The organism is Candidatus Arsenophonus triatominarum (assembly GCF_001640365.1).
In the GTDB taxonomy this organism is placed as follows: Bacteria; Pseudomonadota; Gammaproteobacteria; order Enterobacterales; family Enterobacteriaceae; genus Arsenophonus; species Arsenophonus triatominarum.
Window position 1 is genome coordinate 100,826 of the sequence record NZ_LWMI01000017.1, and the last position, 23,457, is coordinate 124,282.

Annotated in this window: 25 protein-coding genes and 6 pseudogenes; 20 read left to right on the forward strand and 11 right to left on the reverse strand. The window is 35.5% G+C overall.

Annotated elements, in window-relative coordinates; all coding sequences use genetic code 11:
• Positions 1-2 precede the first annotated feature (2 nt).
• The gene (locus tag AYJ55_RS18095; RefSeq protein ID WP_063657505.1) at positions 3-3,962 is read left to right on the forward strand and encodes an inverse autotransporter beta domain-containing protein; all 3,960 of its coding nucleotides are present in this window, start codon (positions 3-5) and stop codon (positions 3,960-3,962) included.
• 101 nt (positions 3,963-4,063) lie between these two features.
• Here AYJ55_RS18095 and AYJ55_RS18100 read toward each other — a convergent pair whose 3' ends face one another.
• The 3 genes and pseudogenes from AYJ55_RS18100 to AYJ55_RS26880 all read right to left on the reverse strand — a co-directional run bounded on the left by AYJ55_RS18100 (position 4,064) and on the right by AYJ55_RS26880 (position 6,514).
• A complete protein-coding gene (locus AYJ55_RS18100; RefSeq protein ID WP_063657506.1) occupies positions 4,064-4,873 on the reverse strand; it encodes a hypothetical protein in 810 nt (269 codons plus the stop codon).
• 187 nt (positions 4,874-5,060) lie between these two features.
• A complete protein-coding gene (locus AYJ55_RS18105; protein ID WP_063657507.1) occupies positions 5,061-5,318 on the reverse strand; it encodes a hypothetical protein in 258 nt (85 codons plus the stop codon).
• 211 nt (positions 5,319-5,529) lie between these two features.
• A pseudogene (locus AYJ55_RS26880) lies at positions 5,530-6,514 on the reverse strand (IS91 family transposase).
• A gap of 350 nt (positions 6,515-6,864) precedes the next feature.
• Between AYJ55_RS26880 and sseD the strand changes: the two are divergent.
• From sseD to AYJ55_RS26900, 5 genes and pseudogenes are all read left to right on the forward strand, one after another.
• Positions 6,865-7,401, forward strand: a complete 537-nt coding sequence (gene sseD / locus AYJ55_RS18120) for a type III secretion system translocon protein SseD (protein WP_162505697.1) — start codon at positions 6,865-6,867, stop codon at positions 7,399-7,401.
• Between the two features lie 50 nt (positions 7,402-7,451).
• Entirely contained in the window at positions 7,452-8,357 is a 906-nt protein-coding gene (locus AYJ55_RS29650; protein WP_187153315.1) for a secretion protein EspA, read from the forward strand.
• A 279-nt stretch (positions 8,358-8,636) separates the two neighbouring features.
• Positions 8,637-8,834 (forward strand): annotated as a pseudogene (locus AYJ55_RS18130) (IS256 family transposase); the annotation flags it as partial.
• 46 nt (positions 8,835-8,880) lie between these two features.
• A pseudogene (locus AYJ55_RS33625) lies at positions 8,881-9,150 on the forward strand (IS630 transposase-related protein); the annotation flags it as partial.
• Positions 9,151-9,215: 65 nt separating this feature from the next.
• Complete coding sequence (locus AYJ55_RS26900) at positions 9,216-9,704, forward strand: IS630 family transposase (RefSeq protein ID WP_063653499.1); 489 nt, start codon at positions 9,216-9,218, stop codon at positions 9,702-9,704.
• A 300-nt stretch (positions 9,705-10,004) separates the two neighbouring features.
• Here AYJ55_RS26900 and AYJ55_RS18140 read toward each other — a convergent pair.
• A pseudogene (locus tag AYJ55_RS18140) lies at positions 10,005-11,023 on the reverse strand (IS3 family transposase); the annotation flags it as partial.
• 768 nt (positions 11,024-11,791) lie between these two features.
• Here AYJ55_RS18140 and AYJ55_RS18150 point away from each other — a divergent pair.
• The 7 genes and pseudogenes from AYJ55_RS18150 (at position 11,792) to AYJ55_RS36305 (ending at position 14,940) form a co-directional block, all read left to right on the forward strand.
• Positions 11,792-12,091 (forward strand): hypothetical protein, encoded by a 300-nt coding sequence (locus AYJ55_RS18150; RefSeq protein WP_063657513.1) that lies wholly within the window; start codon positions 11,792-11,794, stop codon positions 12,089-12,091.
• 206 nt (positions 12,092-12,297) lie between these two features.
• Positions 12,298-12,612 (forward strand): helix-turn-helix domain-containing protein, encoded by a 315-nt coding sequence (locus tag AYJ55_RS18155; protein ID WP_063657514.1) that lies wholly within the window; start codon positions 12,298-12,300, stop codon positions 12,610-12,612.
• Between the two features lie 675 nt (positions 12,613-13,287).
• A complete protein-coding gene (locus AYJ55_RS29660) occupies positions 13,288-13,686 on the forward strand; it encodes a helix-turn-helix domain-containing protein (RefSeq protein ID WP_063657515.1) in 399 nt (132 codons plus the stop codon).
• Positions 13,622-14,188 carry a transposase family protein gene (locus AYJ55_RS29665; RefSeq protein WP_162505700.1) on the forward strand — a complete coding sequence of 189 codons (567 nt, stop codon included), beginning with the start codon at positions 13,622-13,624 and terminating at the stop codon, positions 14,186-14,188. The genes AYJ55_RS29660 and AYJ55_RS29665 overlap by 65 nt, the downstream gene beginning before the upstream one ends.
• A complete protein-coding gene (locus AYJ55_RS29670; protein ID WP_162505701.1) occupies positions 14,151-14,342 on the forward strand; it encodes a hypothetical protein in 192 nt (63 codons plus the stop codon). Before AYJ55_RS29665 ends, AYJ55_RS29670 begins: the two co-directional genes overlap by 38 nt.
• 17 nt (positions 14,343-14,359) lie before the next feature.
• A pseudogene (locus tag AYJ55_RS36300) lies at positions 14,360-14,652 on the forward strand (transposase).
• 21 nt (positions 14,653-14,673) lie between these two features.
• Positions 14,674-14,940, forward strand: coding sequence for a transposase (locus AYJ55_RS36305; RefSeq protein ID WP_425393821.1), 267 nt, complete (start codon positions 14,674-14,676; stop codon positions 14,938-14,940).
• Positions 14,941-15,263: 323 nt separating this feature from the next.
• Here the strand turns inward: AYJ55_RS36305 and AYJ55_RS18175 are convergent, their stop codons facing one another.
• The 3 genes from AYJ55_RS18175 to AYJ55_RS18185 form a co-directional block, all read right to left on the reverse strand.
• Positions 15,264-15,560 (reverse strand): hypothetical protein, encoded by a 297-nt coding sequence (locus AYJ55_RS18175; RefSeq protein ID WP_063657516.1) that lies wholly within the window; start codon positions 15,558-15,560, stop codon positions 15,264-15,266.
• A complete protein-coding gene (locus AYJ55_RS35190) occupies positions 15,529-15,750 on the reverse strand; it encodes a transglycosylase SLT domain-containing protein (RefSeq protein ID WP_342668184.1) in 222 nt (73 codons plus the stop codon). Before AYJ55_RS35190 ends, AYJ55_RS18175 begins: the two co-directional genes overlap by 32 nt.
• Before the next feature lie 447 nt (positions 15,751-16,197).
• Positions 16,198-16,464 (reverse strand): lytic transglycosylase domain-containing protein, encoded by a 267-nt coding sequence (locus tag AYJ55_RS18185; protein WP_063657518.1) that lies wholly within the window; start codon positions 16,462-16,464, stop codon positions 16,198-16,200.
• A gap of 1,131 nt (positions 16,465-17,595) precedes the next feature.
• Here AYJ55_RS18185 and AYJ55_RS36310 point away from each other — a divergent pair.
• On the forward strand, positions 17,596-17,904 hold the full coding sequence (locus tag AYJ55_RS36310; RefSeq protein ID WP_063657519.1) for a transposase zinc-binding domain-containing protein: 309 nt from the start codon (positions 17,596-17,598) through the stop codon (positions 17,902-17,904).
• Here the strand turns inward: AYJ55_RS36310 and AYJ55_RS26910 are convergent.
• Both AYJ55_RS26910 and AYJ55_RS18200 read right to left on the reverse strand, forming a co-directional pair.
• Positions 17,824-18,283: pseudogene (locus AYJ55_RS26910) on the reverse strand (transposase zinc-binding domain-containing protein); the annotation flags it as partial. The gene AYJ55_RS36310 and the pseudogene AYJ55_RS26910 overlap by 81 nt on opposite strands.
• Positions 18,284-19,007: 724 nt before the next feature.
• Complete coding sequence (locus AYJ55_RS18200; RefSeq protein ID WP_063657521.1) at positions 19,008-19,280, reverse strand: HU family DNA-binding protein; 273 nt, start codon at positions 19,278-19,280, stop codon at positions 19,008-19,010.
• 479 nt (positions 19,281-19,759) lie between these two features.
• Between AYJ55_RS18200 and AYJ55_RS31040 the strand changes: the two genes are divergently transcribed.
• The 5 genes from AYJ55_RS31040 to AYJ55_RS31045 are packed head-to-tail and all read left to right on the forward strand — an operon-like array spanning position 19,760 to position 21,213.
• Positions 19,760-19,933 (forward strand): hypothetical protein, encoded by a 174-nt coding sequence (locus AYJ55_RS31040; protein WP_187153316.1) that lies wholly within the window; start codon positions 19,760-19,762, stop codon positions 19,931-19,933.
• Between the two features lie 13 nt (positions 19,934-19,946).
• Positions 19,947-20,387, forward strand: a complete 441-nt coding sequence (locus tag AYJ55_RS18205; RefSeq protein WP_187153317.1) for a hypothetical protein — start codon at positions 19,947-19,949, stop codon at positions 20,385-20,387.
• On the forward strand, positions 20,375-20,647 hold the full coding sequence (locus tag AYJ55_RS34790) for a transposase (protein ID WP_063657523.1): 273 nt from the start codon (positions 20,375-20,377) through the stop codon (positions 20,645-20,647). The genes AYJ55_RS18205 and AYJ55_RS34790 overlap by 13 nt, the downstream gene beginning before the upstream one ends.
• A complete protein-coding gene (locus AYJ55_RS29680) occupies positions 20,610-21,038 on the forward strand; it encodes an IS91 family transposase (RefSeq protein ID WP_063657524.1) in 429 nt (142 codons plus the stop codon). Before AYJ55_RS34790 ends, AYJ55_RS29680 begins: the two co-directional genes overlap by 38 nt.
• A 31-nt stretch (positions 21,039-21,069) precedes the next feature.
• Positions 21,070-21,213 carry a hypothetical protein gene (locus tag AYJ55_RS31045; protein ID WP_187153230.1) on the forward strand — a complete coding sequence of 48 codons (144 nt, stop codon included), beginning with the start codon at positions 21,070-21,072 and terminating at the stop codon, positions 21,211-21,213.
• Between the two features lie 274 nt (positions 21,214-21,487).
• On the opposite strand, the gene AYJ55_RS18220 is transcribed toward AYJ55_RS31045, so the two are convergent.
• Entirely contained in the window at positions 21,488-21,976 is a 489-nt protein-coding gene (locus tag AYJ55_RS18220) for an Hsp20 family protein (RefSeq protein ID WP_063657525.1), read from the reverse strand.
• Positions 21,977-22,108: 132 nt separating this feature from the next.
• Between AYJ55_RS18220 and psiE the strand changes: the two genes are divergently transcribed.
• Entirely contained in the window at positions 22,109-22,513 is a 405-nt protein-coding gene (gene psiE / locus AYJ55_RS18225; RefSeq protein WP_425393762.1) for a phosphate-starvation-inducible protein PsiE, read from the forward strand.
• A gap of 461 nt (positions 22,514-22,974) precedes the next feature.
• On the opposite strand, the gene AYJ55_RS26920 is transcribed toward psiE, so the two are convergent.
• Complete coding sequence (locus tag AYJ55_RS26920) at positions 22,975-23,454, reverse strand: transposase (protein ID WP_162505703.1); 480 nt, start codon at positions 23,452-23,454, stop codon at positions 22,975-22,977.
• Between the last annotated feature and the right edge of the window lie 3 nt (positions 23,455-23,457).

The window sequence follows — 23,457 nt, forward strand, 5'->3', positions numbered from 1 at the left end:
GTATGCTTAGAATTAAAAAAATAGGTAATTTTAGTAAAATAACAGCCTGTTTTTTATTATTTGTTCAGTTATTCTATGTTCTATTCTTTTCTATAGCAAAAGTGGTTGCAGACCCAGATATACCTAAAAAAACGTCAGGGATACAATCAGTAATCGAACAAGACAGAAAGAACTACCATGATACTGAAAAAGAAAACTATGAAGAAACATTAGCTTCATCTGTTTCACAAGTGGGTAATATTCTATCAAGCGATAATTCAAAGAATGCAGCGATTAATTACACTAAAAATCTTGGAGAAAAGCTGGTTAACAAAAAAGTAAACGATTGGCTTGGACAATACGGCACTGCTCGCTTTTTTATAGATACAGATAAAAACATTTCTGGGGATTTTTTATTACCTGTTATTGATGGGCATAATAGTCTTTTATTTACCCAGTTTGGAATCAGAAATAATACAGAAAGAAACACAGCTAACCTTGGATTTGGCTATCGTCAATATTATAAAAATTGGATGTGTGGCATTAATACCTTTTATGATTATGATTATACTGGTAGAAATTCCAGATTAGGCATTGGCGGTGAAGCGTGGACAGATTATCTAAAACTGGCGGCTAATAGTTATTTTGGCTTGACCAACTGGCACCAATCAAAGATATCCGTAATGGATAATTATATTGAGCGTCCAGCATCTGGTTTTGATATTAACGCTCAAGCGTATTTACCCGCTTACCCTCAATTGGGTGGTAGCATCAAATATGAGCAATATTTTGGCAAAGCTGTTCACCTTGCTACGGGTGCTAATCCAAATGAGTTAAAAAAAGACCCTTACTCATTCACATTTGGTGTGAATTACACGCCAATCCCCTTAATCACCCTGAAAGGCGAGCGTTCGGTCGGTGATGTTAATAACACAATGCTTGGTTTAGATATTACTTATCGTTTTGGGGTACCATTGTCACAACAGTTAGACCATGATTCAGTTGGTATGATGCATAGTTTGGTTGGCAATAAGTATGATTTTGTCGATCGGAATTATGATATTGTTATGGAATATCGTAAGCAAAATATAATTAGCATTTCCACACCAAATGCAATAACAGAGAAAGCAGGAAAAATAATTACTATTTCAGCGACTGTTAATAATGCAAAATATGGTTTGAAAGATGTTCGTTGGGAACCTTCCGCTAATTTTATCTCAGATGGTGGACGTTATCGCAAGATGTCAAGCAGTCAAGTAAAACTTGCCCTTCCACAGTATATTAATAAAACAAACAACAATCCTCCTCAAGAATATCAATTGACTGCTGTAGGAATAGATAATAAAGGTAATGAATCAAACAAAGCCATCACTTTAATCAAAGTCATACCTGATAGAGAGAATGCGCATGAGAATTCAACGATTACTTTAGATAAAGACATCTATCCCGCAAATAGTGATATGAAGGTTACGGTAACCTTGAAAGATGGGAAATATAATAGCATAACAGGAAAAACCTCAGAACTCACTTCGACTAATGTAGTAAATGTACCAAATGCAAAAATGAAAATAGGTGAAAAATGGAAAGAAAATGAAGCTGGGACCTATACTACAATTTATAAGGCCGAGACTGTAGGTGAAAACCTGAAAGCGACTGTAAAGCTTCCAGATTGGAAGGGTACAACTGAATCGGCTAATTACGCAATTACTACCGGTAACCCTGCGTATATGAAGTCAACGATTACGTTAGATAAAGACATCTATCCCGCAAATAGTGACATAAATGTTACGGTAACCTTGAAAGATTTGTATGGGAATAGCGTAACTGGAAAAGTTGCAGAATTAACTGATGCGGTAGTAACAGTACCAAATGCAAAAATGAAAATAGGTGAAAAATGGAAAGAAAATGAAGCTGGGACCTATACTACAATTTATAAGGCCGAGACTGTAGGTGAAAACCTGAAAGCGACTGTAAAGCTTCCAGGTTGGAAGGGTACAACTGAATCGGCTAATTACGCAATTACTACCGGTAACCCTGCGTATATGAAGTCAACGATTACGTTAGATAAAGACATCTATCCCGCAAATAGTGACATAAATGTTACGGTAACCTTGAAAGATTTGTATGGGAATAGCGTAACTGGAAAAGTTGCAGAATTAACTGATGCGGTAGTAACAGTACCAAATGCAAAAATGAAAATAGGTGAAAAATGGAAAGAAAATGAAGCTGGGACCTATACTACAATTTATAAGGCCGAGACTGTAGGTGAAAACCTGAAAGCGACTGTAAAGCTTCCAGATTGGAAGGGTACAACTGAATCGGCTAATTACGCAATTACTACCGGTAACCCTGCGTATATGAAGTCAACGATTACGTTAGATAAAGACATCTATCCCGCAAATAGTGACATAAATGTTACGGTAACCTTGAAAGATTTGTATGGGAATAGCGTAACTGGAAAAGTTGCAGAATTAACTGATGCGGTAGTAACAGTACCAAATGCAAAAATGAAAATAGGTGAAAAATGGAAAGAAAATGAAGCTGGGACCTATACTACAATTTATAAGGCCGAGACTGTAGGTGAAAACCTGAAAGCGACTGTAAAGCTTCCAGGTTGGAAGGGTACAACTGAATCGGCTAATTACGCAATTACTACCGGTAACCCTGCGTATATGAAGTCAACGATTACGTTAGATAAAGACATCTATCCCGCAAATAGTGACATAAATGTTACGGTAACCTTGAAAGATGGGAAATATAATAGCATAACAGGAAAAACCTCAGAACTCACTTCGACTAATGTAGTAAATGTACCAAATGCAAAAATGAAAATAGGTGAAAAATGGAAAGAAAATGAAGCTGGGACCTATACTACAATTTATAAGGCCGAGACTGTAGGTGAAAACCTGAAAGCGACTGTAAAGCTTCCAGGTTGGAAGGGTACAACTGAATCGGCTAATTACGCAATTACTACCGGTAACCCTGCGTATATGAAGTCAACGATTACGTTAGATAAAGACATCTATCCCGCAAATAGTGACATAAATGTTACGGTAACCTTGAAAGATTTGTATGGGAATAGCGTAACTGGAAAAGTTGCAGAATTAACTGATGCGGTAGTAACAGTACCAAATGCAAAAATGAAAATAGGTGAAAAATGGAAAGAAAATGAAGCTGGGACCTATACTACAATTTATAAGGCCGAGACTGTAGGTGAAAACCTGAAAGCGACTGTAAAGCTTCCAGATTGGAAGGGTACAACTGAATCAGCTAATTACGCAATTACTACCGGTAACCCTGCGTATATGAAGTCAACAATTACGTTAGATAAAGACATCTATCCCGCAAATAGTGACATAAATGTTACGGTAACCTTGAAAGATTTGTATGGGAATAGCGTAACTGGAAAAGTTGCAGAATTAACTGATGCGGTAGTAACAGTACCAAATGCAGTGGTGAAAAATGAAGAAAAATGGAAAGAAAATGAAGCTGGTGTTTATACTAGAACATATATGGCACAAAAGGCACAAGATGGCCTGAAAGCAACTTTAAAACTGTCTGCCTGGCATGAGACAGTTAAATCAACCGACTACGCCATTACTGTAGGTTACCCCGCATCTGAAAAGTCAACAATTCAGTTAGATAAAACAGGTTATTCAGTAAATAGTGATATGAAGGTTACGGTAATTTTAAAAGATAAGGATGGGAATAGCGTAACTGGAAAAGTTACAGAATTAACTGATGCGGTAGTAACAGTACCAAATGCAGTGGTGAAAAATGAAGAAAAATGGAAAGAAAATGAAGCTGGTGTTTATACTAGAACGTATCAGGCCAAAACGGCAGCATTAGAAGATGAAATGAAAGCTATTTTAAAGCTTCGTAATTGGAAAAATTCAATTGAATCAGAGTTATACTATATTGTTAATGATATAATAGAGCATGAACCTGCTGGGGGTAATTTATTTTTAGAGGATGATATTTGAAATTGTGTAGTAGCTCGGACTTGATCTGATAGATACTGTATAAATAACCGGCAAATGTCAGATTAAGTCTGAGCTACTACATATTATTAGCAATTTTCATTTTATAATCGTCTATAATCGTCTATAATTGTCTCTATATTTTTAATATGCGAAGACATATTATTGATAGCTGATTCACTTTCAGATAATAATAATCTAACCTTATGATCAAGTTCTTTAAGTTTGTCATTTCTACTGGATGTTACTTCTAGTAAATCTTCTTTAATACTTGCTCTGTTTATTGAATCAAATTTTTCTTTTGTTTTTGCTCTTATTTTATAAATTGATTGAGCAAAATTATAAATCCATTCATTTTCCGTCCCTTTTTGGTTGCAGACATCTAGTCCATCAATAGAATCTAGTAAAAAAAGTTGTTTGGTATAATAATCAGAACATTTAATCTGAAATAATAAAGATATCTCGATATCCTTATTCATAACAATATTATTTGTTAATTCCTTTTTTTCAACAGAATAAACATCTTTTTCAGTACTTCCATAAACCAATGCGCGTTCATCCATAACATCTTTAATAGAAAAAGAAAAAATATATGTATCATCTTCGTTTTGAGTAATAAACGCTTGAAATTTATCTTGATAAGCTGGAGATACCATTTCCTTAAGTTTATAAAATGCAATAACTTTATTCACAGCCGACTCAGTAGTAAACTCATTATCGTTATGAGTTAATTCATAAATATGTTCTAACGCTTCACTTGCGTTAGTTCCACAAAACCAATCTTTAATTTTTTCCCATATACCAATGTGTATGGCGTCTTCCTTTGAAGAACTATTAACAGCACGTTGAACATATTCATTACTAAGAGTTCTATTGAATGCAAATAAAGAATTACTTTGAATAGAAAATGACATAATACCGCTCCTTGATTTCTATTTTCATTATCTAATAATTTTTTTTGAACAAAATTATTAAAATCCAATAAAATATTTTCATTAAGACAATTCATAACGGCGTTGGATATTATGCGAACCTTATGGCATGATAATAAATAATGATTCCCATAATATAAAAACTAATAAATAAACAATACCTTATGTATTAGTTTGATTGTTCAATTCCTCGATAAGATACTTTTATTTCATGAATATAATAATTTCCTTTATTATCATCATTATGGATAATATCAAACAACGCTTTCTTGGCTTCTTCTTTTCGTGTTCCACAAAACCAATCTATAATTTTACCCCAAAGACTCTCTACGTCACTTCTGTTTGTAGCACTTTGAATTTTACTGATATCATAATCATTGATAACTCTATTAAATAGAGCTCCTTCAAGCCTTATTTCTGTAGCCATACAATTTCCTCCTATTCATTATTTATATAAGAAATTAATACCCGAAATGGTTACTCATTAACCTGCGCCATGATGAAATCCTTTTTATTTTCTTCTAAATTTTGCCAAAATTATGTTGAAGGTTGAGATAAGGAACGCAATAGATGGTTAAAAACCGATTAATTATTAATCAATTTTGAACAAAAGGATAGATCTACCCTGTCGTGAGTTTTTATCGCCACCGCAAACAAGCCAGATCATGGTGACGTGCCATAAGCTCTTTACGATTCAATCCAAAATTCATTCCTGCGAAAAGTAATTTTTTCCCACATAAGAGACAAGTAAGTGGATCGACTTTAAAGACGTGTTGATACATGTTTCGCCAGGTGACTTTTTTAGCGGGTTTTTTATCTTGCTGGGCTAAAGGATAAACAACCTCCGTTAACATTTTTCGCATCCGTGCTGATGGACTTAAAAAGCCGTAATAGTGGATCATGTGAAAGCATTTTTCTGGCACATGAGACGCAAACTGGGTAATAAATTCATCGGATGTCATGAAAGGGTGACATGGGTAATATTGGAAAGAATATCAGAAAGATTAATATTCCACCCGCGCTTGTAGTGAGTGTTAAGTAATTGATTCCATTATCGCCACATTGTCGTAATGTTTTCGCGATAAAAGCTGATATCCCGCCAGGTATTCTTTTTAGTCACCCCGCCGGCGGTGGTTGAAAAATGAATATGCGGATGCCATTTTTGGTCTCGTCCCCAGGTATGGATGGCAGTGAAAACGCCTGGGGTGATATTAAGGTCACGGCAGATGGTTAATATCACACAGCGGCTAATCGATTCATTTCACCGAGAAGCCAACGGTTGGCGCGAATAATAGGCCAATATTCACAAGGCATGGTAAAAGTGATGTGCTGCCAAGGAACTTCGGGTAACCAAGCTAGCGTATTGTTAATCCATTGTAGGCAAGCTTTGACGCCACAATGTGGGCAGCTTCGACTTTTGCAGGTAAATTTAATCCGTTTTTCAGAATTACATTGAGGGTCAGGACAGCGCCAAATTGACCACCCCATAAGCGAAGTGCCGCAAGCCATAATCTTTACCATGGTTTCCATCACAACAGTGCGGACACTATCAGGGGGTTGGCGATTAAGCCAATTGAGCCAGCGTTGACCAAATTGAAAAACATGACTAAAACGCGGTGACATAAAAGGGACCAAAAGATTGAGACAATAGGTATCGGGTTATCATTTTTGGAATTTTATATGCCTGTGCGAAACTCGTGCCTTAGCCGTTTCTTTTTCACTTAAAAACTTCCGAAATACGGCATCATGGGGCGTTGGAGTAAATTTTTTGCTCAGTCCAATTTTTTCACGGTTGTTAATATCAGATTGAATTATGGAAAACAAAAAGCTACATTAATATGCTATTTATTTTATTACATAATCCAGCGTTAGCAAGAATGCTCCAAGGAGAATAGGGGCATTTTTGCTTTAATGACTCGGACTAAATCGGTATTTTTTGCGTTCTTCCAGATTTATATGCCTGTGCGAAACTCGTGTATAATACATCATCACACAGTGAGGGTATGGAGAGCATTTCTCAAATCAACGAACTGATGATGCTAACTGAAATGCTAAAAAAACTTCGTAACACCTTGCAAGAATTTAACCAGAAACAACAAGAGCTAGGATGGAATATCCAAGTTGCCTCAATGGATAAAAAACGTGAAGGAATAGATAGCGCAAACGCTGCCGCAATCTGGTCAGCAGGAGGACAAATTGCTTCGGGAATAATTGGTCTGGCAGGAATCGGAGCCGGTAAATACTTGGGCTCAGGCCAAATAGGAGGACAGATTGGATCCGGTTTAGGTTATGGCGCACAAGATATTACACAAATACAATCTGCTAACGACACAAGATTAGCAGAATTAGATAAATTGACTGGGGAGCTTCAAACAACTAATGCCCCAAATTACGCAAAAAATATTAATGATTTAGCAGATAAAATGCGGCAAGTTTCTGAACAAATGAGAGCTTTTACAAAAGATTTAGTTGAGCTCCATGGTCGAATAAGTTCTTCCATTTGTCATTAAAATTAACAAAAATCATAAAATTAAGGATATAAATTATGATTACTTCACCCGTGGAATCATTCAGTAGTAATACTATTTCAGGATCATACAATGGTAAATATAATTATGAAAGAGATCTTATATTATCTCAAGGCATAGAAATCCTATATACCTTTATGAATTTACTCTCAGATTTAGCCAACACAAAATATCTTGAAATGAGAAAAAGAGCCGATTTCTCAAGAGATTCTCAAGAAATGGCTAATCAAGTTGAAGGAGTCATCGCTGATGTAGCTAAGGAAGACGACAAAGCAAAAAGAGCGATTCCTGATAATGTTGTGAAATATATGCGTGATAATCACATTACTGTTAATGATAAATCAATCGATGATTACCTGAAAAGTAAGCTTCCTACTACCATGACTGAAGATACTAAGTTACTAAATAAATTGCAGGAAAAAATTGCTCAGTCAGGTCCTGAAGGAATACCATTAAAAAGTGTGCAAGATATTGTTAATTATATGGATAAACATAATATTAAAGTTAATGAGAAAAGTTGTAGCAATTATATCGCGGAAGTGACAGACCTTAATAACCATTTGAAGAAAACTCTAAATATTGATGAGACGACAATGGGTAAAATTGCAAGTTTTACATTAGAAGCAAACTCAATGTTCAACCCATTAAAACAGTCAGCAGAGCTAATTCATTCTTTAGTCAAGAAGAAAATCAGCCATGAACATATACATAATATTGAAAATGCTTTATCAGCAAGAATGGGATTAAATAAGGGTCAATTAGAAGCTGTTAAAGCCGCTATCAAAACCGTATCAGACAGAGCATCTGATTTTGTTTCTCAATCGCAATTACAAATTCAAAAAGTCATGCAGACGTACAATATTACCGTTAATTTACTCAATAGTATGCAAACTATGCTAGGAGAAATGAACAAATCAATCGCGCAAAATATCCGCTAAAAATGAAAGCGATATCAAATACAAAAGGTAAATAACCGCAGGTTCGCACAATGGCGTTATGTGTAAATGGCCGCCGTCTGCGAGGAGATATTTTCGCAGACGGCTATTCAACATAACGGCGTTGGATATTATGCGAACCCTGATGGTATTTTACAGAAGTTCAATTTTACGTATTTATTGTGAAATTAAAAAACAAACAAAAGCAAAAAAATCAATCTGTCGCAGTAGTGTTCAAAAATCTGTGTCATATCTTAAACTCAAAAAAAAGAGGTATGACATATGAGAAATCAATCATTTAATTTTGATGAAGCGTTGAAGCAATTACAATCAGGTAAAAATTTACTCGGTACGGATGGAATACTCACACCACTCATAAAACAGCTGACCGAAGCTGCCCTGCAGGCAGAAATAGAACACTACCTATCGACAACGTCAATCGATACGCGTAAAAATGGCTATACTCGAAAAACGGTTAAATCGACATATATAGCTAGGCGACTTAATTTTGATTACAAGGTGTGTTATGAGTTATACAATTGATTTTCGACGTAAAGTAATATCTGTAAGGAAAGCCGAAGGTTTAACAATTCGAGAAACTGCGAAACAATTCCGTATTGGAAAAGCGTCTTTAGTACGTTGGCTTAAACGACCAGAGCCAAAAAATTCAACGCCACGTAAGAGGAAGCTCGATAAAAATGCTTTAGCAAAAGATGTGGAACAGTATCCAGATGCTTACCAAAAGGAACGGGCAGAGCGATTCGGTGTTTGTAAAAAGACTATTTGGCAATCCCTTAAAAAGCTGGGATTAACCTATAAAAAAAAACTCTATTCCATCCAAAAACCAACGAAAGCGACAGGCTGGCACATCAGCAAAAAAGACAACAGTATGAAAAAAAAGATAAATCTGTTGTTTTTATTGATGAAAGTGGTTTTTCACATGACACTCCACGAACTCACGGCTATTCCCCAAAAGGTCACCGTTGTTTTGGCCTGAAAAACTGGGGTGCTAAGGGAAGAACAAATGTTATTGGCGCTTTATTGGGAACAACCCTTTTTGCTATCGGATTATTTGATTGCAATATTAACCGTGATGTTTTTTATGTTTGGATCACAAAAATATTGCTCCCAGAACTTCCTGAAAATTCTGTTATTTTTATGGACAACGCTAGCTTTCACAAAGGTAAGAATATTGAACAGGCAATTATAAACGCAGGACACCAGATAGAATATTTGCCTGTGTATTCACCAGATTTAAATCCTATAGAACATAAATGGTCTCAAGCTAAACGTAAAAAGATGGAAACAGGATGCACTATCGATGACCTGTTTTTAATACATATGCTGTAATCAAAATTAAGTCGCCTAGCTATATAAATAGACAAAATCTTATAAATTAAAAGCAACTTATTGTAATTTAAACAAATTTATACGTTTTAGTAACTTGCAAATTAACCATTGCTTTTAAGCCATTTCTGGAATTTTATATGCCTGTGCGAAACTCGTGTCGTAAAGAACTTATGGCACGTCACCATGATCTGGCTTGTTTGCGGTGGTGATAAAAACTCACGACAGGGTAGATCTATCCTTTTGTTCAAAATTGATTAATAATTAATCGTTTTTTAACCATCTATTCCGTTCCTTATCTCAGCTTTGGTAGCCAGTCGTTGGCACCCATTCGGTCTTCAGACTACGGAAGAATCGTTCCATCGGACTATTATCCCAACAATTCCCTCTGCGACTGATACTTTGGGTCATCTGATAACGCCACAATGCCTGCCTATACTGACGACTGGTATAATGACTTCCCTGATCACTATGGAACATCACCTGTTTTGGATGCCCACGTAGTTCCCAAGCCATTTGTAGTGCTTTGGCTGTTAATTCTGAGTCTGGTGCAAATGACATTGCCCAGCCCACCGGTTTTCGGGCAAACAAATCCAATACCACAGCCAGATAGGCCCATCGTGAGCCTGTCCAAATATAGGTTACATCGCCGCACCAAACCTGGTCAGGCTTTGTAACAGCGAACTGCCTATTGAGCAGATTTGGAATATCAATACGTTCATTTCCACCGCGGTTGTATTTATGTTTTCGCTCTTGGCAACTGACGATGATTAATTCTTTCATCAACTTACCCGCTAACCACCGCCCAAGTTTCACGTTGTGTGTATTGGTAACCATCGTGGCGATAGTCCTTGCGCCAGCAGAGCCGCCACTAACGTTCCACGCTTCGCTGACTAGGCTACGTTTTATCGTCCGCTCAATATCTGGCTCCTTAGGCCGACACCAATAGCGATAACTGCTTCGGTGAACATTAAAAATACGACACAAAGTTTTCACCGGATAAAGCACTCTTAGCTTTTCAACTACCGAAAATTTTTTAGTGAGTCGGACATTAAGAGCGCAGTAGCCTTTTTTAAGATGTCATTCTCCATTTCCAGCCGGTGGATTTTTTTCTTCATTTCTCTGAACTCAATTTGTTCAGGTGTTAATGGCAGACCAGGCGATGTTTTCCCTTGACGTTCTAAACGAAGGGCTCTTACCCACCGGCTAATCGCTGAAAGACTGACGTTCATGCCTTTTGCGGCTTCCTGGTAGGTGTAATTTTGGTCAAGGACTAATTTGGCGGTTTCACATTTAAATTCAGCAGTAATTATTTTACTCATTTCGGCACCTATAAAAATTATGAGGTAAGCATATCACCTCAACTTAGGTGGCCAAATTTAGTATGCCACTACACTTTCTGTATTTTGATCATTACTACTGACCCAAATGTAGCCAACATTTTCTCCAGCCATATTTTTACCTTAACTTTCAATCTATGTCATATTGAAATCTAAAATTTAAATATGAATACGTCAATTAATTAACTTGAAAACTCTAATATGACATAAATAGCTGGTTACATAAATTTCATGTTAGGGTGTAGTCAAAACGTGAAAATATTCAAAAACGACATTAACTTTTTTTGAGCTTCATCAAAATCCAATAAGCCACTGCAGCCATCAGAATAGAATTCAAAGAAGGGATGCCCAAGTTGAAGAATACGCCGACAAGAGTGCCAAAAATCCAAGCAAAAATAGCAGACCAGCCAATTAATGGAGTCTCTAAGAGACACGAGTTTCGCACAGGCATATAAAATTCCAGAAATGGCTTAAAAGCAATGGTTAATTTGCAAGTTACTAAAACGTATAAATTTGTTTAAATTACAATAGGTTGATTTTAATTTATAAGATTTTGTCTATTTATATATTATGCTGAATTAAACTTAAAAATAGAGCGTTTTTTATTGGTGCGAAACTCGTGTCTGGGCTGGAAGTAAGCCAGTGATGGAGGTCGTAGTATGAGTACTTCGAAGTAAAGCAGATTGAAAAATATCGTGATTTAACCCCTCATCAGCGTGCTCGAATCCTCAATACAGTTGGGAGTGCAGCATGAAATCTAAAATGTATGAATTTTGCCGACGCACAACTGTCCCCTGTGGTTTTGCAGACAGCGAAGGGGAAATTAAGACCAATGCAGAAATGGCAGATTTGTTAGGTCTAAATATAGATACGCCTGAAATGGTGGCTTTATTAGAGAAAATCCATACTGAAAAATTGCCGTTTTCTTTGGTGTGCAATTTGCCGTTTGATTACAATAAATTGTCTAAAGTTTGGCAATTCCATTTTTTACCGCTTTTTGGTTGGGCAGGGGTATTAAACAATTTTAAGCAGAAACGTTTTTGTTCTTAGTTAGGAAATTGAATCGTTCTTGGTTTGTTTAAATGATTTGTTAGAGTTAAGCTCCTTAACTACCTAAAATGCAAAATTTTACTACGTAGTAAAGTTAATTAACTAGGGTAGTAAATCTGATTAACTACCATGTGGTTAATTTTTATAAAAAAGATTAATTTTTAACTACGGCTTGTTATTATCTCCTTAGATTGAGGAGTGACTTGATGAAGCCAAAAAGGAGCCAGTACGATCTAATGCACCTTCTTTTTGAAGCAATGAGAAAAGCAAAATTGAAGCCTAATCAAAGGCTGGTTTTATTAGGACTATTCAGATTTATGAATGGTGATGGTTTTTGTTACCTTTCATACAATGCACTCATTGATGAAACTGGTTTAACTAGACCTACGATAGCAAAAACTATTAAAGAATTAGCTGAGTTAGATTGGCTTTCATTTGAAAGTGGTAACTCAATTAAAAGCAATTATTATCAATTGGACTTAAAGAAGTTAGGTTTGAAAGATAATTCATCTAATTTTTAAGGTTTATCTAAAAAGGAAGAGAGATAATCAGTTAAAAGAATTCGAGGGCGTTTAATGACCCAAAAAGAAGCCGAAGCAGGTGGATATAGATGGGTTGGTGATATAACCGGTAAATAAATTATTTCGCTACCCCGATGGGCTCGAATCCCAGCGAGGCAGCTAACCCAAAACCTAAACCAACTAGGAATTGAGCTATGCGAAATAGTACCTTCCGTGTGCTTGTCTGTGAAGCACCAAAACAAATCATTGAACTTTTTGCTCAAAGTTCACACAATTTAACCGCTTCGCCAGCGGGCCAGAATTCTCAAGAGAGTTGGGGGTGCTGTATGAAATCCGAGATGATTAAATGCTTTGCTTTTTGAGTAGTGGTTTTCGAGTGACCGTGTTCTCTGTTATTTCCGGTTATCTTCCGCTTCCTCGCCCGTTCGCTCGCGTTGCTCGATGTATAAGAAATTAATACCCGAAATGGTTACTCATTAACCTGCGCCATGATGAAATCCTTTTTATTTTCTTCTAAATTTTGCCAAAATTATGTTGAAGGTTGAGGTGCTGCTCAGTCAGCCATTATTCGCTACATAACCCACTACTATAAAATAGTTGCTGAATAGAGAGTTGCATTTTTTGTCACGCTATAGACAATAAAAAGAGGTTTAACTTAGAAAATAACGGTTTGAAATGATCAACAAAGAGCGGTTGTTACGAGATAATCGTTTATGTAAAGCAATCATTGGATTATCAGTCGAAGAATTGAAAAATTTAGCCGCTGAATTTTCAGCTTGTTATTTGATTTATCGGAAAAAGAATCGAAAAGATCACGAGCGGCAAATGGGTGCAGGGCAGAAAGGATTTATCCCAACCCCATTAGATAAACTGCTTTTTATTTTATTGTATTTAAAATGTTATCCGACCTATGATTTGCAAGGACTTCTTTTTGGTTTAGATAGAACACGGGTATGTCGCTGGGTAAAAATATTATTGCCGGTTTTAGAGATGACCTTGGGGCGAGAATGTGTTTTGCCCGCTCGTCAAATTCGCTCTGCTGAGGAATTTTTTCGCGCCTTTCCTTGGAGTTAAAGACGTCTTTATTGATGGGACAGAGCGACCTGTCCAAAAGCCTAAGAATCTGCGTCGGCGAAAAAAAATGTATTCGGGAAAGAAAAGACAGACCACTCGAAAAGGGCTTATTATGACTGACGAAACGAGGAAAATTGGATTTATCCCCATGATCAAAAATGGGCGCCGTCACGATAAACGCTTACTCGATAAAGTCGATATAATTCGCCATATTCCCCCTGAGGTAACCATCTGGGCCGATACCGGTTTTCAAGGTATAGATAAACAGCATCCTAATACACAAATCCCAAAAAAAGGAACTCGAAAAAGACCTTTATCGCCTGAACAAAAACAAGAAAATAAAATAATCTCGGGCATCCGTATTACGGTTGAACACGCCATCGCGGGTATCAAGCGCCTCGGTTGTATGACCCAAATTTTACGGAATCGTAGACCCTTTATTGATGATACCTTTTTACTCCTTAGTGCCGGTCTTTGGAATTTCCATCTCAGAACAGCCTAAAATTTACTTCAATCACCGAAATACCCTTATTTCACTATTAAGCAACACGCTTTATAGCGATATAAGACCTCACTGGTATAACGGTGGATTAACGCCAAACGAATCAGAGCGACTGTTCCGTGAACAGTCAGGTAGGGTGGCCAATTTTAGTTGACCACTACACATCATTGGTTGAGCGTTCTGACTGACTTACATAACCGTGGTATACAAGATATTTTAATCGCTTGTGTTGACGGATTAAAAGGGTTTCCAGAAGCGATAGCCAGTATTTTCCCGCAGACAGAGTTCAGCTATGCGTAGTTCATCAAATTCGCAATAGCTTACGTTATATTGCCAGTAAAGACCAAAAAGCCTTTATGGCTGATTTAAAGCCGGTTTATCGTGCAGATACTAAAGCGGCTGCTGAGCTTGCCCTTGATGAACTGGAAACGAAATGGGGTGAAAAATACCCGATAGTGCTATAATCCTGGCGAAGTAAATGGGAGTTGCTCAGTGCTTATTTTCGATACCCTAAAGCCATTAGAAAACCCATTTATACGACCAATGCAGTAGAGGCGGTTCATCGGCAGTTTAGGATATTAACTAAAACCAAAGGGGCTTTTCCTAATGAAAACAGCTTATTAAAATTACTCTATATTGGCATCAATCAGGTATCCAACAAATGGACTATGCCGATTAGTAACTGGGCGTTAACCATTGCTCAATTGTCCATCTATTTTAAAGGGCGCCTAGATGGTATAATCAAAATATAAAATCCCCTGACACAGAATTATAAACACCCTCTATACTTTTTCTTTTTCCATTAAAGATGTTATGGATCAAGATGGTCGCCTATGGCGACGACTTGTCATTGTTTGTTAATACTGGTATAACCCGATACCTACACGCGTTTCGCACCAATAAAAAAAGCTCTATTTTTAAGTTTAATTCAGCATAATATATAAATAAACAAAATCTTATAAATTAAAAGCAACTTATTGTAATTTAAACAAATTTATACGTTTTAGTAACTTGCAAATTAACCATTGCTTTTAAAGATTAATAAAAAGGGTGGTATATCTGCCCAGTTATTTTATTATTTATCTTTTCGTGGTTTATTTCTTTTAAAATCAGCAAGACTAATGACGGGTGCTTTTCTTTTTTTCTTTTTGCGTGGTTTTATAACCGGAATATTATTGTCATAAATAAACATGACAGATTTGTCATTTTCGCTCCTAATTTCAATCTTATTAAAATTAATATCTTCACCGTGAAAATAAAGATTAACGCCGGAGAGAAATTCAATGTCATAAAATTGCAATTCCTCAATCGTTTCACAAATTGCCTTCCTAAGACTTTGTTTATTCCATCGTCCCGTAAATTTTATTCTCATTCATTTTTTCCGATTTTATTTTCTGATAATGTTGATAAATTTTTCTGGCATAGTGGTAACGATTTTTAATTGATGTATTAGTATTTCTTATTCCAGAATTATACATGCCAACGGCTAGCCAATTTTTGCCGTAGATAGCAAAATTACGACTTAAAATCATTGCACCAAGATGAATGCACGCGTTTCGCACCAATAAAAAAACGCTCTATTTTTAAGTTTGATTTAGCATAATATATAAATAGACAAAATCTTATAAATTAAAAGCAAATTATTGTAATTTAAACAAATTTATACGTTTTAGTAACTTGCAAATTAACCATTGCTTTTAAGCCATTTCTGGAATTTTATATGCCTGTGCGAAACTCGTGGAATATTTAAACAAGGATGATTTATTAAGTTAACCTGAGTTCGGGATAAGGATCTTAATTTTTTATCACATATTCAAATAGTTAATTTAAAATAATTACATAAAACAGTATTAATTTTGTTTTTTTTCATGATTTTAGTAGAGAAAAATAGCTTCTTTTTTAACCTGCTATCACTAAGAATTTTTCTTCTTTTTTATCTCATTGATTTTCAAATATTTTTTGATAAATCGGCTATTTTTATTTTCTCGCAACTATCGCTTATCCCGAACTCAGGTTAAGTTACTTTCAGTTAACGAGGGGTATTCATGTTTAATGGCGTTAAAAGTTTTGGTATTAATCTGCATAACACCTAAATCGAGTGAGCCATCTTTATTTTTGTTTTTTGCATGGGGATTAAAGTTGGATTCTTGCCAGGCAATGGCTCTTAAATAATCGGGGGCTATTTGATAATAACTTCCGGCTTTATCAAAACAATCGGCAAGCGAGAATTTTGAGATAACAAGACAAAATAGCAACATTAAAATTTTTTTCTTCATCACCATATTCTTTATTTAATGATGAGCAAGAAGGAAATATTTTAAACCTGCCTAGCTTCCCCGTTTATTGTTTTAAACCAGAACAATTAGGCATATTGTCGCCCCTATAAAGCAAAAGAATTTTTTAAAAATATTCCAATAAACATTTCCAATTTTACCTACCTCAATCCGCTTTTTCTACCACTAACCACACATCACACGCAAAATATTTATTTTAACTATATGAAATATAATATTTTTTATTAAACTATTTATATGTCTTTATGAATTTTGACATTAAAAAATGGCATAAACATACTATTTGCCAACTAATTGTTATTTAAGAAAAGAATACATTTAGATTCTTTTCGTGGTTTATTTGCCATCTATATGATTTTTATTTATTTTTTTCTTAAAACTATATTGATGATATTAATTATATGTAAAAAATCAACATGATGGCAATTGCCATTAAAAATTGATTGTTTATTCAAAACGCCAGCGTTTGACATTGTTTTATCTAATTGATTTTTATCTATTTTTATTATAAAAACATCAAAAGATGGCAAAGGCCAGCAATTAATGGCATAACATTTCTTTAAATATTTGTAAATTTAATTTTGAATATTAATGATGATTCCTGAAGATTATAAAGTTACTGTACGTATTCCTAAATCGGTTGTCGATGTTATTGATGCTATTTCTGAAAAAAGGATTAATGATGGTGAAGGAAAATAATCCTGTAATCGAACAGCAATTGCATTAGAAATGCTTAAATTAGGCTGTCGTATTATGAAAATATAGATAAAGATTCTAATGAAACACCTTCTATTTCTGTCGATGATAAATTAGCGTTAATTGCTGAATCTGTTTTAAAAGAATACTTTACAAATACTATTTTTCTCGGTGGTCGCGGTGATATCGATAAAGCTAAACATCAAGATGGTCGCCTATGGCGACGACTTGTCATTGCTTGTTAGTACTAGTATAACCCGATACCTATTGTCTCAATCTTTTGGTCCCTTTATATGTCACCGCATTTTAGTCATGTTTTTCAATTTGGTCAACGCTGGCTCAATTGGCTTAATCGCCAACCCCCTGATAGTGTCCGCACTGTTGTGATGGAAACCATGGTAAAGCGGCACTTCGCTTATGGGGTGGTCAATTTGGCGCTGTCCTAACCCTCAATGTAATTCTGAGAAACGGGTTAAATTTACCTGCAAAAGTCGAAGCTGCCCACATTGTGGCGTCAAAGCTTGCCTACAATGGATTAACAATACGCTAGCTTGGTTACCCGAAGCTCCTTGGCAGCACATCACTTCTACCATGCCTTGTGAATATTGGCCTATTATTCGCGCCAACCGTTGGCTTCTCGGTGAGATGCCATTTTTGGTCTCGTCCCCAAGTATGGATGGCAGTGAAAACGCCCGGGGTGATATTGAGGTCACGGCAGATGGTTAATATCACATCAGCGGCTAATCGATTCATTTCACCGAGAAGCCAACGGTTGGCGCGAATAATAGGCCAATATTCACAAGGCATGGTAGAAGTGATGTGCTGCCAAGGAGCTTCGGGTAACCAAGCTAGCGTATTGTTAATCCATTGTAGGCAAGCTTTGACGCCACAATGTGGGCAGCTTCGACTTTTGCAGGTAAATTTAACCCGTTTCTCAGAATTACATTGAGGGTTAGGACAGCGCCAAATTGACCACCCCATAAGCGAAGTGCCGCTTTACCATGGTTTCCATCACAACAGTGCGGACACTATCAGGGGGTTGGCGATTAAGCCAATTGAGCCAGCGTTGACCAAATTGAAAAACATGACTAAAACGCGGTGACATATAAAGGGACCAAAAGATTGAGACAATAGGTATCGGGTTATACCAGTACTAACAAGCAATGACAAGTCGTCGCCATATGCGATCATCTTGAGCAATAATTCAATCCAAGAATTGAAAAAAATAGTTGGGGTTAGTTTGTTGGTCATCCTATCACGAGTTTCGCACAGGCATTTAAAATTCTAGAAATGGCTTAAAAGCAATGGTTAATTTGCAAGTTACTAAAACGTGTAAATTTGTTTAAATTACAATAAGTTGATTTTAATTTATAAGATTTTGTTTATTTATATATTATGCTGAATTAAACTTGAAAATAGAGCGTTTTTTATTGGTGCGAAACTTGTGCCTATATCTTCAATAATTGCTCGCGTCGGATTGAATTATGGCAAACAACCCCGTTATATTAAATACGCTATTTATTCATTACAATTCAGACATCATAAACCAGCCATACAAAAACGCACCCTATCTCTTCAGGTGCGTTGAATTTTATGACTAAAACAGAAAAACCGTTCAGAGTCGATTACAGCGCGTTTTAGAGGGTAATTTGCAGGTAACTTTGTCTTGATTTTCAAAAATTATAAGATTTAACGATTTTTTAATTTCTGATAGATGTTCTTTGCTGTACAAAACCATTCGGTTTGGGGCAATCTATAGAATACCTGTACGAAAATAGTTAAACTGTGTTTCATACAGGCATTTTAATTCGTACATGCTTTTTCGTCAGTTATTTGACCGCTTCTTTTAAAGTTTTACTGACTTTAAAACTGGGTACGTTTGCAGCAGCAATTTTGAGTGGTTCACCTGTTTTTGGGTTGCGTCCTTCTCTAGCAGCTCTTGGCTTCACTTGAAAACTACCGAAGCCGATGAGTTGTACGTCATTTCCAGCTTTTAACTCTTCTGTCACGGTTTCAATGAATGCGTTAAGTGCTTTCTCTGAATCTTTTTTGGTTAAGTCGCTTTTTTCAGCGATTTGATTAATGATTTCTGTTTTGTTCATGTTGTGCCTGAATTAATGGATACGTTAATTTTAGTTATGCTAGCTATAGCTTCTGGATAGTGCAATGTTTCAGTGTTAATTAACTTAAAAAATCTTTTTTGGTTTAAAGTTTTCGTTGGAGGAAAAGTTATCCACAGGAGTAAGCTGATTAAAAAAGATTATATTTTTTATTATAAAAGATTAGCGTGCTTTTTGAGGTCATTTATTTTTTATTTTATTCTCAATAGTTTACAAAATACCCATGTTTGTTTTTTTACATTTAAAATCAATAGGTTATAAATTTAGTGAGTATAAATATTACCTTTCTATTTATTTTCCAGAATTAGTATAAATTACTGTATTTATTTTATGTATTGTTCAATCTTTTTTGTTACAACCATTTATGAGTTTGAATTTTCAATATCCCGTACTCTGGTAGTTGCTACTGTTGCGCTTGCAATTGCGATTGTTATAATGTGTTGTGTTTATGGGGATATGTTATGAAAAAAAGAACAAGTGATTTTATGGAAGATATCATTAGACTTCGGAATGAAGGGGCTACCTACGATGAAATAGTTCTTTGGCTTGCAAAAAATAAACAGTTTTTAATCTCACCTAGCTCGATTAGAGGTGCTTTGAAAAGACAGGAAGCTATTAATATATTGAATAAATAATGTTCAGCCCCTTATGCCTACAAAAACTCAGGGGCTGATTACCAGAAATCACAGAGCTATTAACTCATGCTGGTCTATGCATGATAACACTCTGAACAAACCTTTGAAAAGGTTAATGAAATTTATAATGAGTGATATTTTTAAGGTCGCCGATAGAATCGCTAAAAAAATTGCAGAACGAGAAATAAAAAAAGTTGAGCAAATCGAGCAAAATCATGAAAAAAAACAGTGTGAATATAATGAGAAGAAAGAATATTTGCCGATCACAAAATCCAATTTTATACCTGTTCCAAATTCCATTTTAAGGAGTTCCCTTTTTGGTATAGTTAAAAAAGGATCAAGAAAATTTGAGAAAAATGTTCTTAAAGCAAGTTTTAACGGTTATACGGTCAAATATACAGGCGAACAGTTAGATCAAGCTGATTTGGATGTGTGGTTGGAATGTTTACAATGAATCGATTAGCCGCTGATGTGATATTAACCATCTGCCGTGACCTCAATATCACCCCGGGCGTTTTCACTGCCATCCATACTTGGGGACGAGACCAAAAATGGCATCCGCATATTCATTTTTCAACCACAGCCGGCGGGGTGACTAAAAAGAATACCTGGCGGGATATCAGCTTTTATCGCGAAAACATTATGACAATATGGCGATATCGGATAACGACATTATTTGAGAAAACATTATTACACGCTCACCATTCCCGATGAGCTTAAAGCTGAAGGAAGAAGTAAAGCATCATGGAATCAATTACTTAACACTCACTACAAGCGCGGGTGGAATATTAATCTTTCTGATATTCTTTCCAATATTACCCATGTCACCCTTTATCTCGGATTTTATCTAAAGAAACCCCCTGTCTCGCTCAGTCGCTTAAAACATTATTCCGGCGAAAATAACATCACGTTACGCTATAAGAGCCACCGCACGAAAAAACAGGAAGACTTGGTCATGACATCCGATGAATTTATTACCCAGTTTGCGTCTCATGTGCCAGAAAAATGGTTTCACATGATCTGCTATTACGGCTTTTTAAGTCCATCAGCACGGATGCGAAAAATGTTAACGGAGGTTTTTTATCCTTTAGGCCCAGCAAGATAAAAAACCCGCTAAAAAAGTCACCTGGCGAAACATGTATCAACACGTCTTTAAAGTCGATCCACTTGCTTGTCTCTTATGTGGGAAAAAATTACTTTTCGCAGGAATGAATTTTGGATTGAATCGTAAAGAACTTATGGCACGTCACCATGATCTAGCTTGTTTGCGGTGGCGATAAAAACTCACGACAGGGTAGATCTATCCTTTTGTTTAAAATTGATTAATAATCAATCGTTTTTTTAACCATCTATTCCGTTCCTTATCTCAACCTTCAACATAATTTTGGCAAAATTTAGAAGAAAATAAAAAGGATTTCATCATGACGCAGGTTAATGAGTAACCATTTCGGGTATTAATTTCTTATACATCAAGGTGCAGAGGAAAACTATCAAAAATAAACGGTTAATTTATGATGAAAAAAATAATGCCCCTAATTTCGGGGCATTATTAAATTAAGGTTTATGCTCAATAACTTCTGGTTGAGATTTTTGACCAATAGCAATTTTTTGTGGTTTTTGTTCTTCCGGTATTTCATAATTAAAAATTAATGTTAGCAATCCATCGGCTAAATTGGCATTTTGTATTTTTATTCGATAGTCAAGGTCAAAACTCATCGAAAAGCCTTTTTTCTCAATACCTTTATGTAACCATTTCTCTGTTTTGCTATCATGACTAACTTCTTCTTTCTCAGTTTCACTTTTTCCGCTGATGGTTAGTTTATTATTTAACACCGATATGTCTAATTCGTGTTGGTGATAACCAGGCACGGCGATTGTGAGTTCGAGATTTTCTTTATCTTTTTGGTATAAATTGTAAGCTGGAATATCTGACAGAGGTTTTTCACCGGTTATTCGGCTAAACAATTTATCCATTTGAGTAAATCTGTCGGATAATAGGTTATCACTGAGCATTGGAATAAGAGAAAAAGAACGATAAGACATATTGTCCTCCTTTTTGCGCTTATTGATTCGTATATTACTTTGTTTAGTTATAATACTAAAATAGGGGTAACCTTATTTATTTTCAAGGGGATTTTATAGTTAATGAAATTACTAAATATGACAAAACTGCGAATATCTGAATTATCTCAGTCAACATTAATATCACGTATATTGCAATGGATAATTAGTTTTAGTCTATTATTGTTAGCTGTTATTTTGATTATTTTTTTGATGAAAGAAACGTTTACCTTATCTTTACTATTATTCAAGTCAGCTAATCCTACCCAGACTTACCTTTTACTCGAAGGTATCGTTAATTATTTTCTCTATTTTGAATTTATCGCATTGATAATTAAATATTTTAATTCTCTGTATCATTTCCCTTTACAATATTTTGTATATATCGGTATTACCGCTATCATTCGATTAATTATCGTAGAACATAAAGATCCATTTTCTGTACTGATTTATGCAATCTCGATATTAGTCATGATTTTAGCCTTGTATTTAGCTAACGCCAAACGTCTTGTAGAATAAAAAAACTATTGATTAAAACGATAAAGTATGAATTAATTGACTCTAGCCTCGAGAGTAACAATCTCTTTTTATTAGTAAAAATTTTAAGCAAATTCAAAATTTAGCGATATCATAATACCTCTTCATTAATGAGTTCCTTCTGATTAAATATTATTAGTAAAAATCATGTTAATCTTTGAGATTTTTGATTAATTAACAAAATTAAGGAACTTATATGTCAAGCATCAATACAGGTATGGTTTAATGCTGATAAAGGCTTTGGATTTATTTCAATGTATGATAAATTAATACCCGAAATGGTTACTCATTAACCTGCGTCATGATGAAATCCTTTTTATTTTCTTCTAAATTTTGCCAAAATTATGTTGAAGGTTGAGATAAGGAACGGAATAGATGGTTAAAAAACGATTAATTATCAATCAATTTTGAACAAAAGGATAGATCTACCCTGTCGTGAGTTTTTATCGCCACCGCAAACAAGCTAGATCATGGTCACGTGCCATAAGTTCTTTACGATTCAATCCAAAATTCATTCCTGCGAAAAGTAATTTTTTCCCACATAAGAGACAAGCAAGTGGATCGACTTTAAAGACGTGTTGATACATGTTTCGCCAGGTGACTTTTTTAGCGGGTTTTTTATCTTGCTGGACTAAAGGATAAACAACCTCCGTTAACATTCTTCGCATCCGTGCTGATGGACTTAAAAAGCCGTAATAGCGGATCATGTGAAACCATTTTTCTGGCACATGAGACGCAAACCGGGTAATAAATTCATCGGATGTCATGACCAGGTCTTCCTGTTTTTTCGTGCGGTGGCTCTTATAGCGTAACATGACGGGATAATGTTTTAAGCGACTGAGCGAGGCAGGGGGTTTCTTTAGATAAAATCCGAGATAAAGGATGACATGGGTAATATTGGAAAGAATATCAGAAAGATTAATATT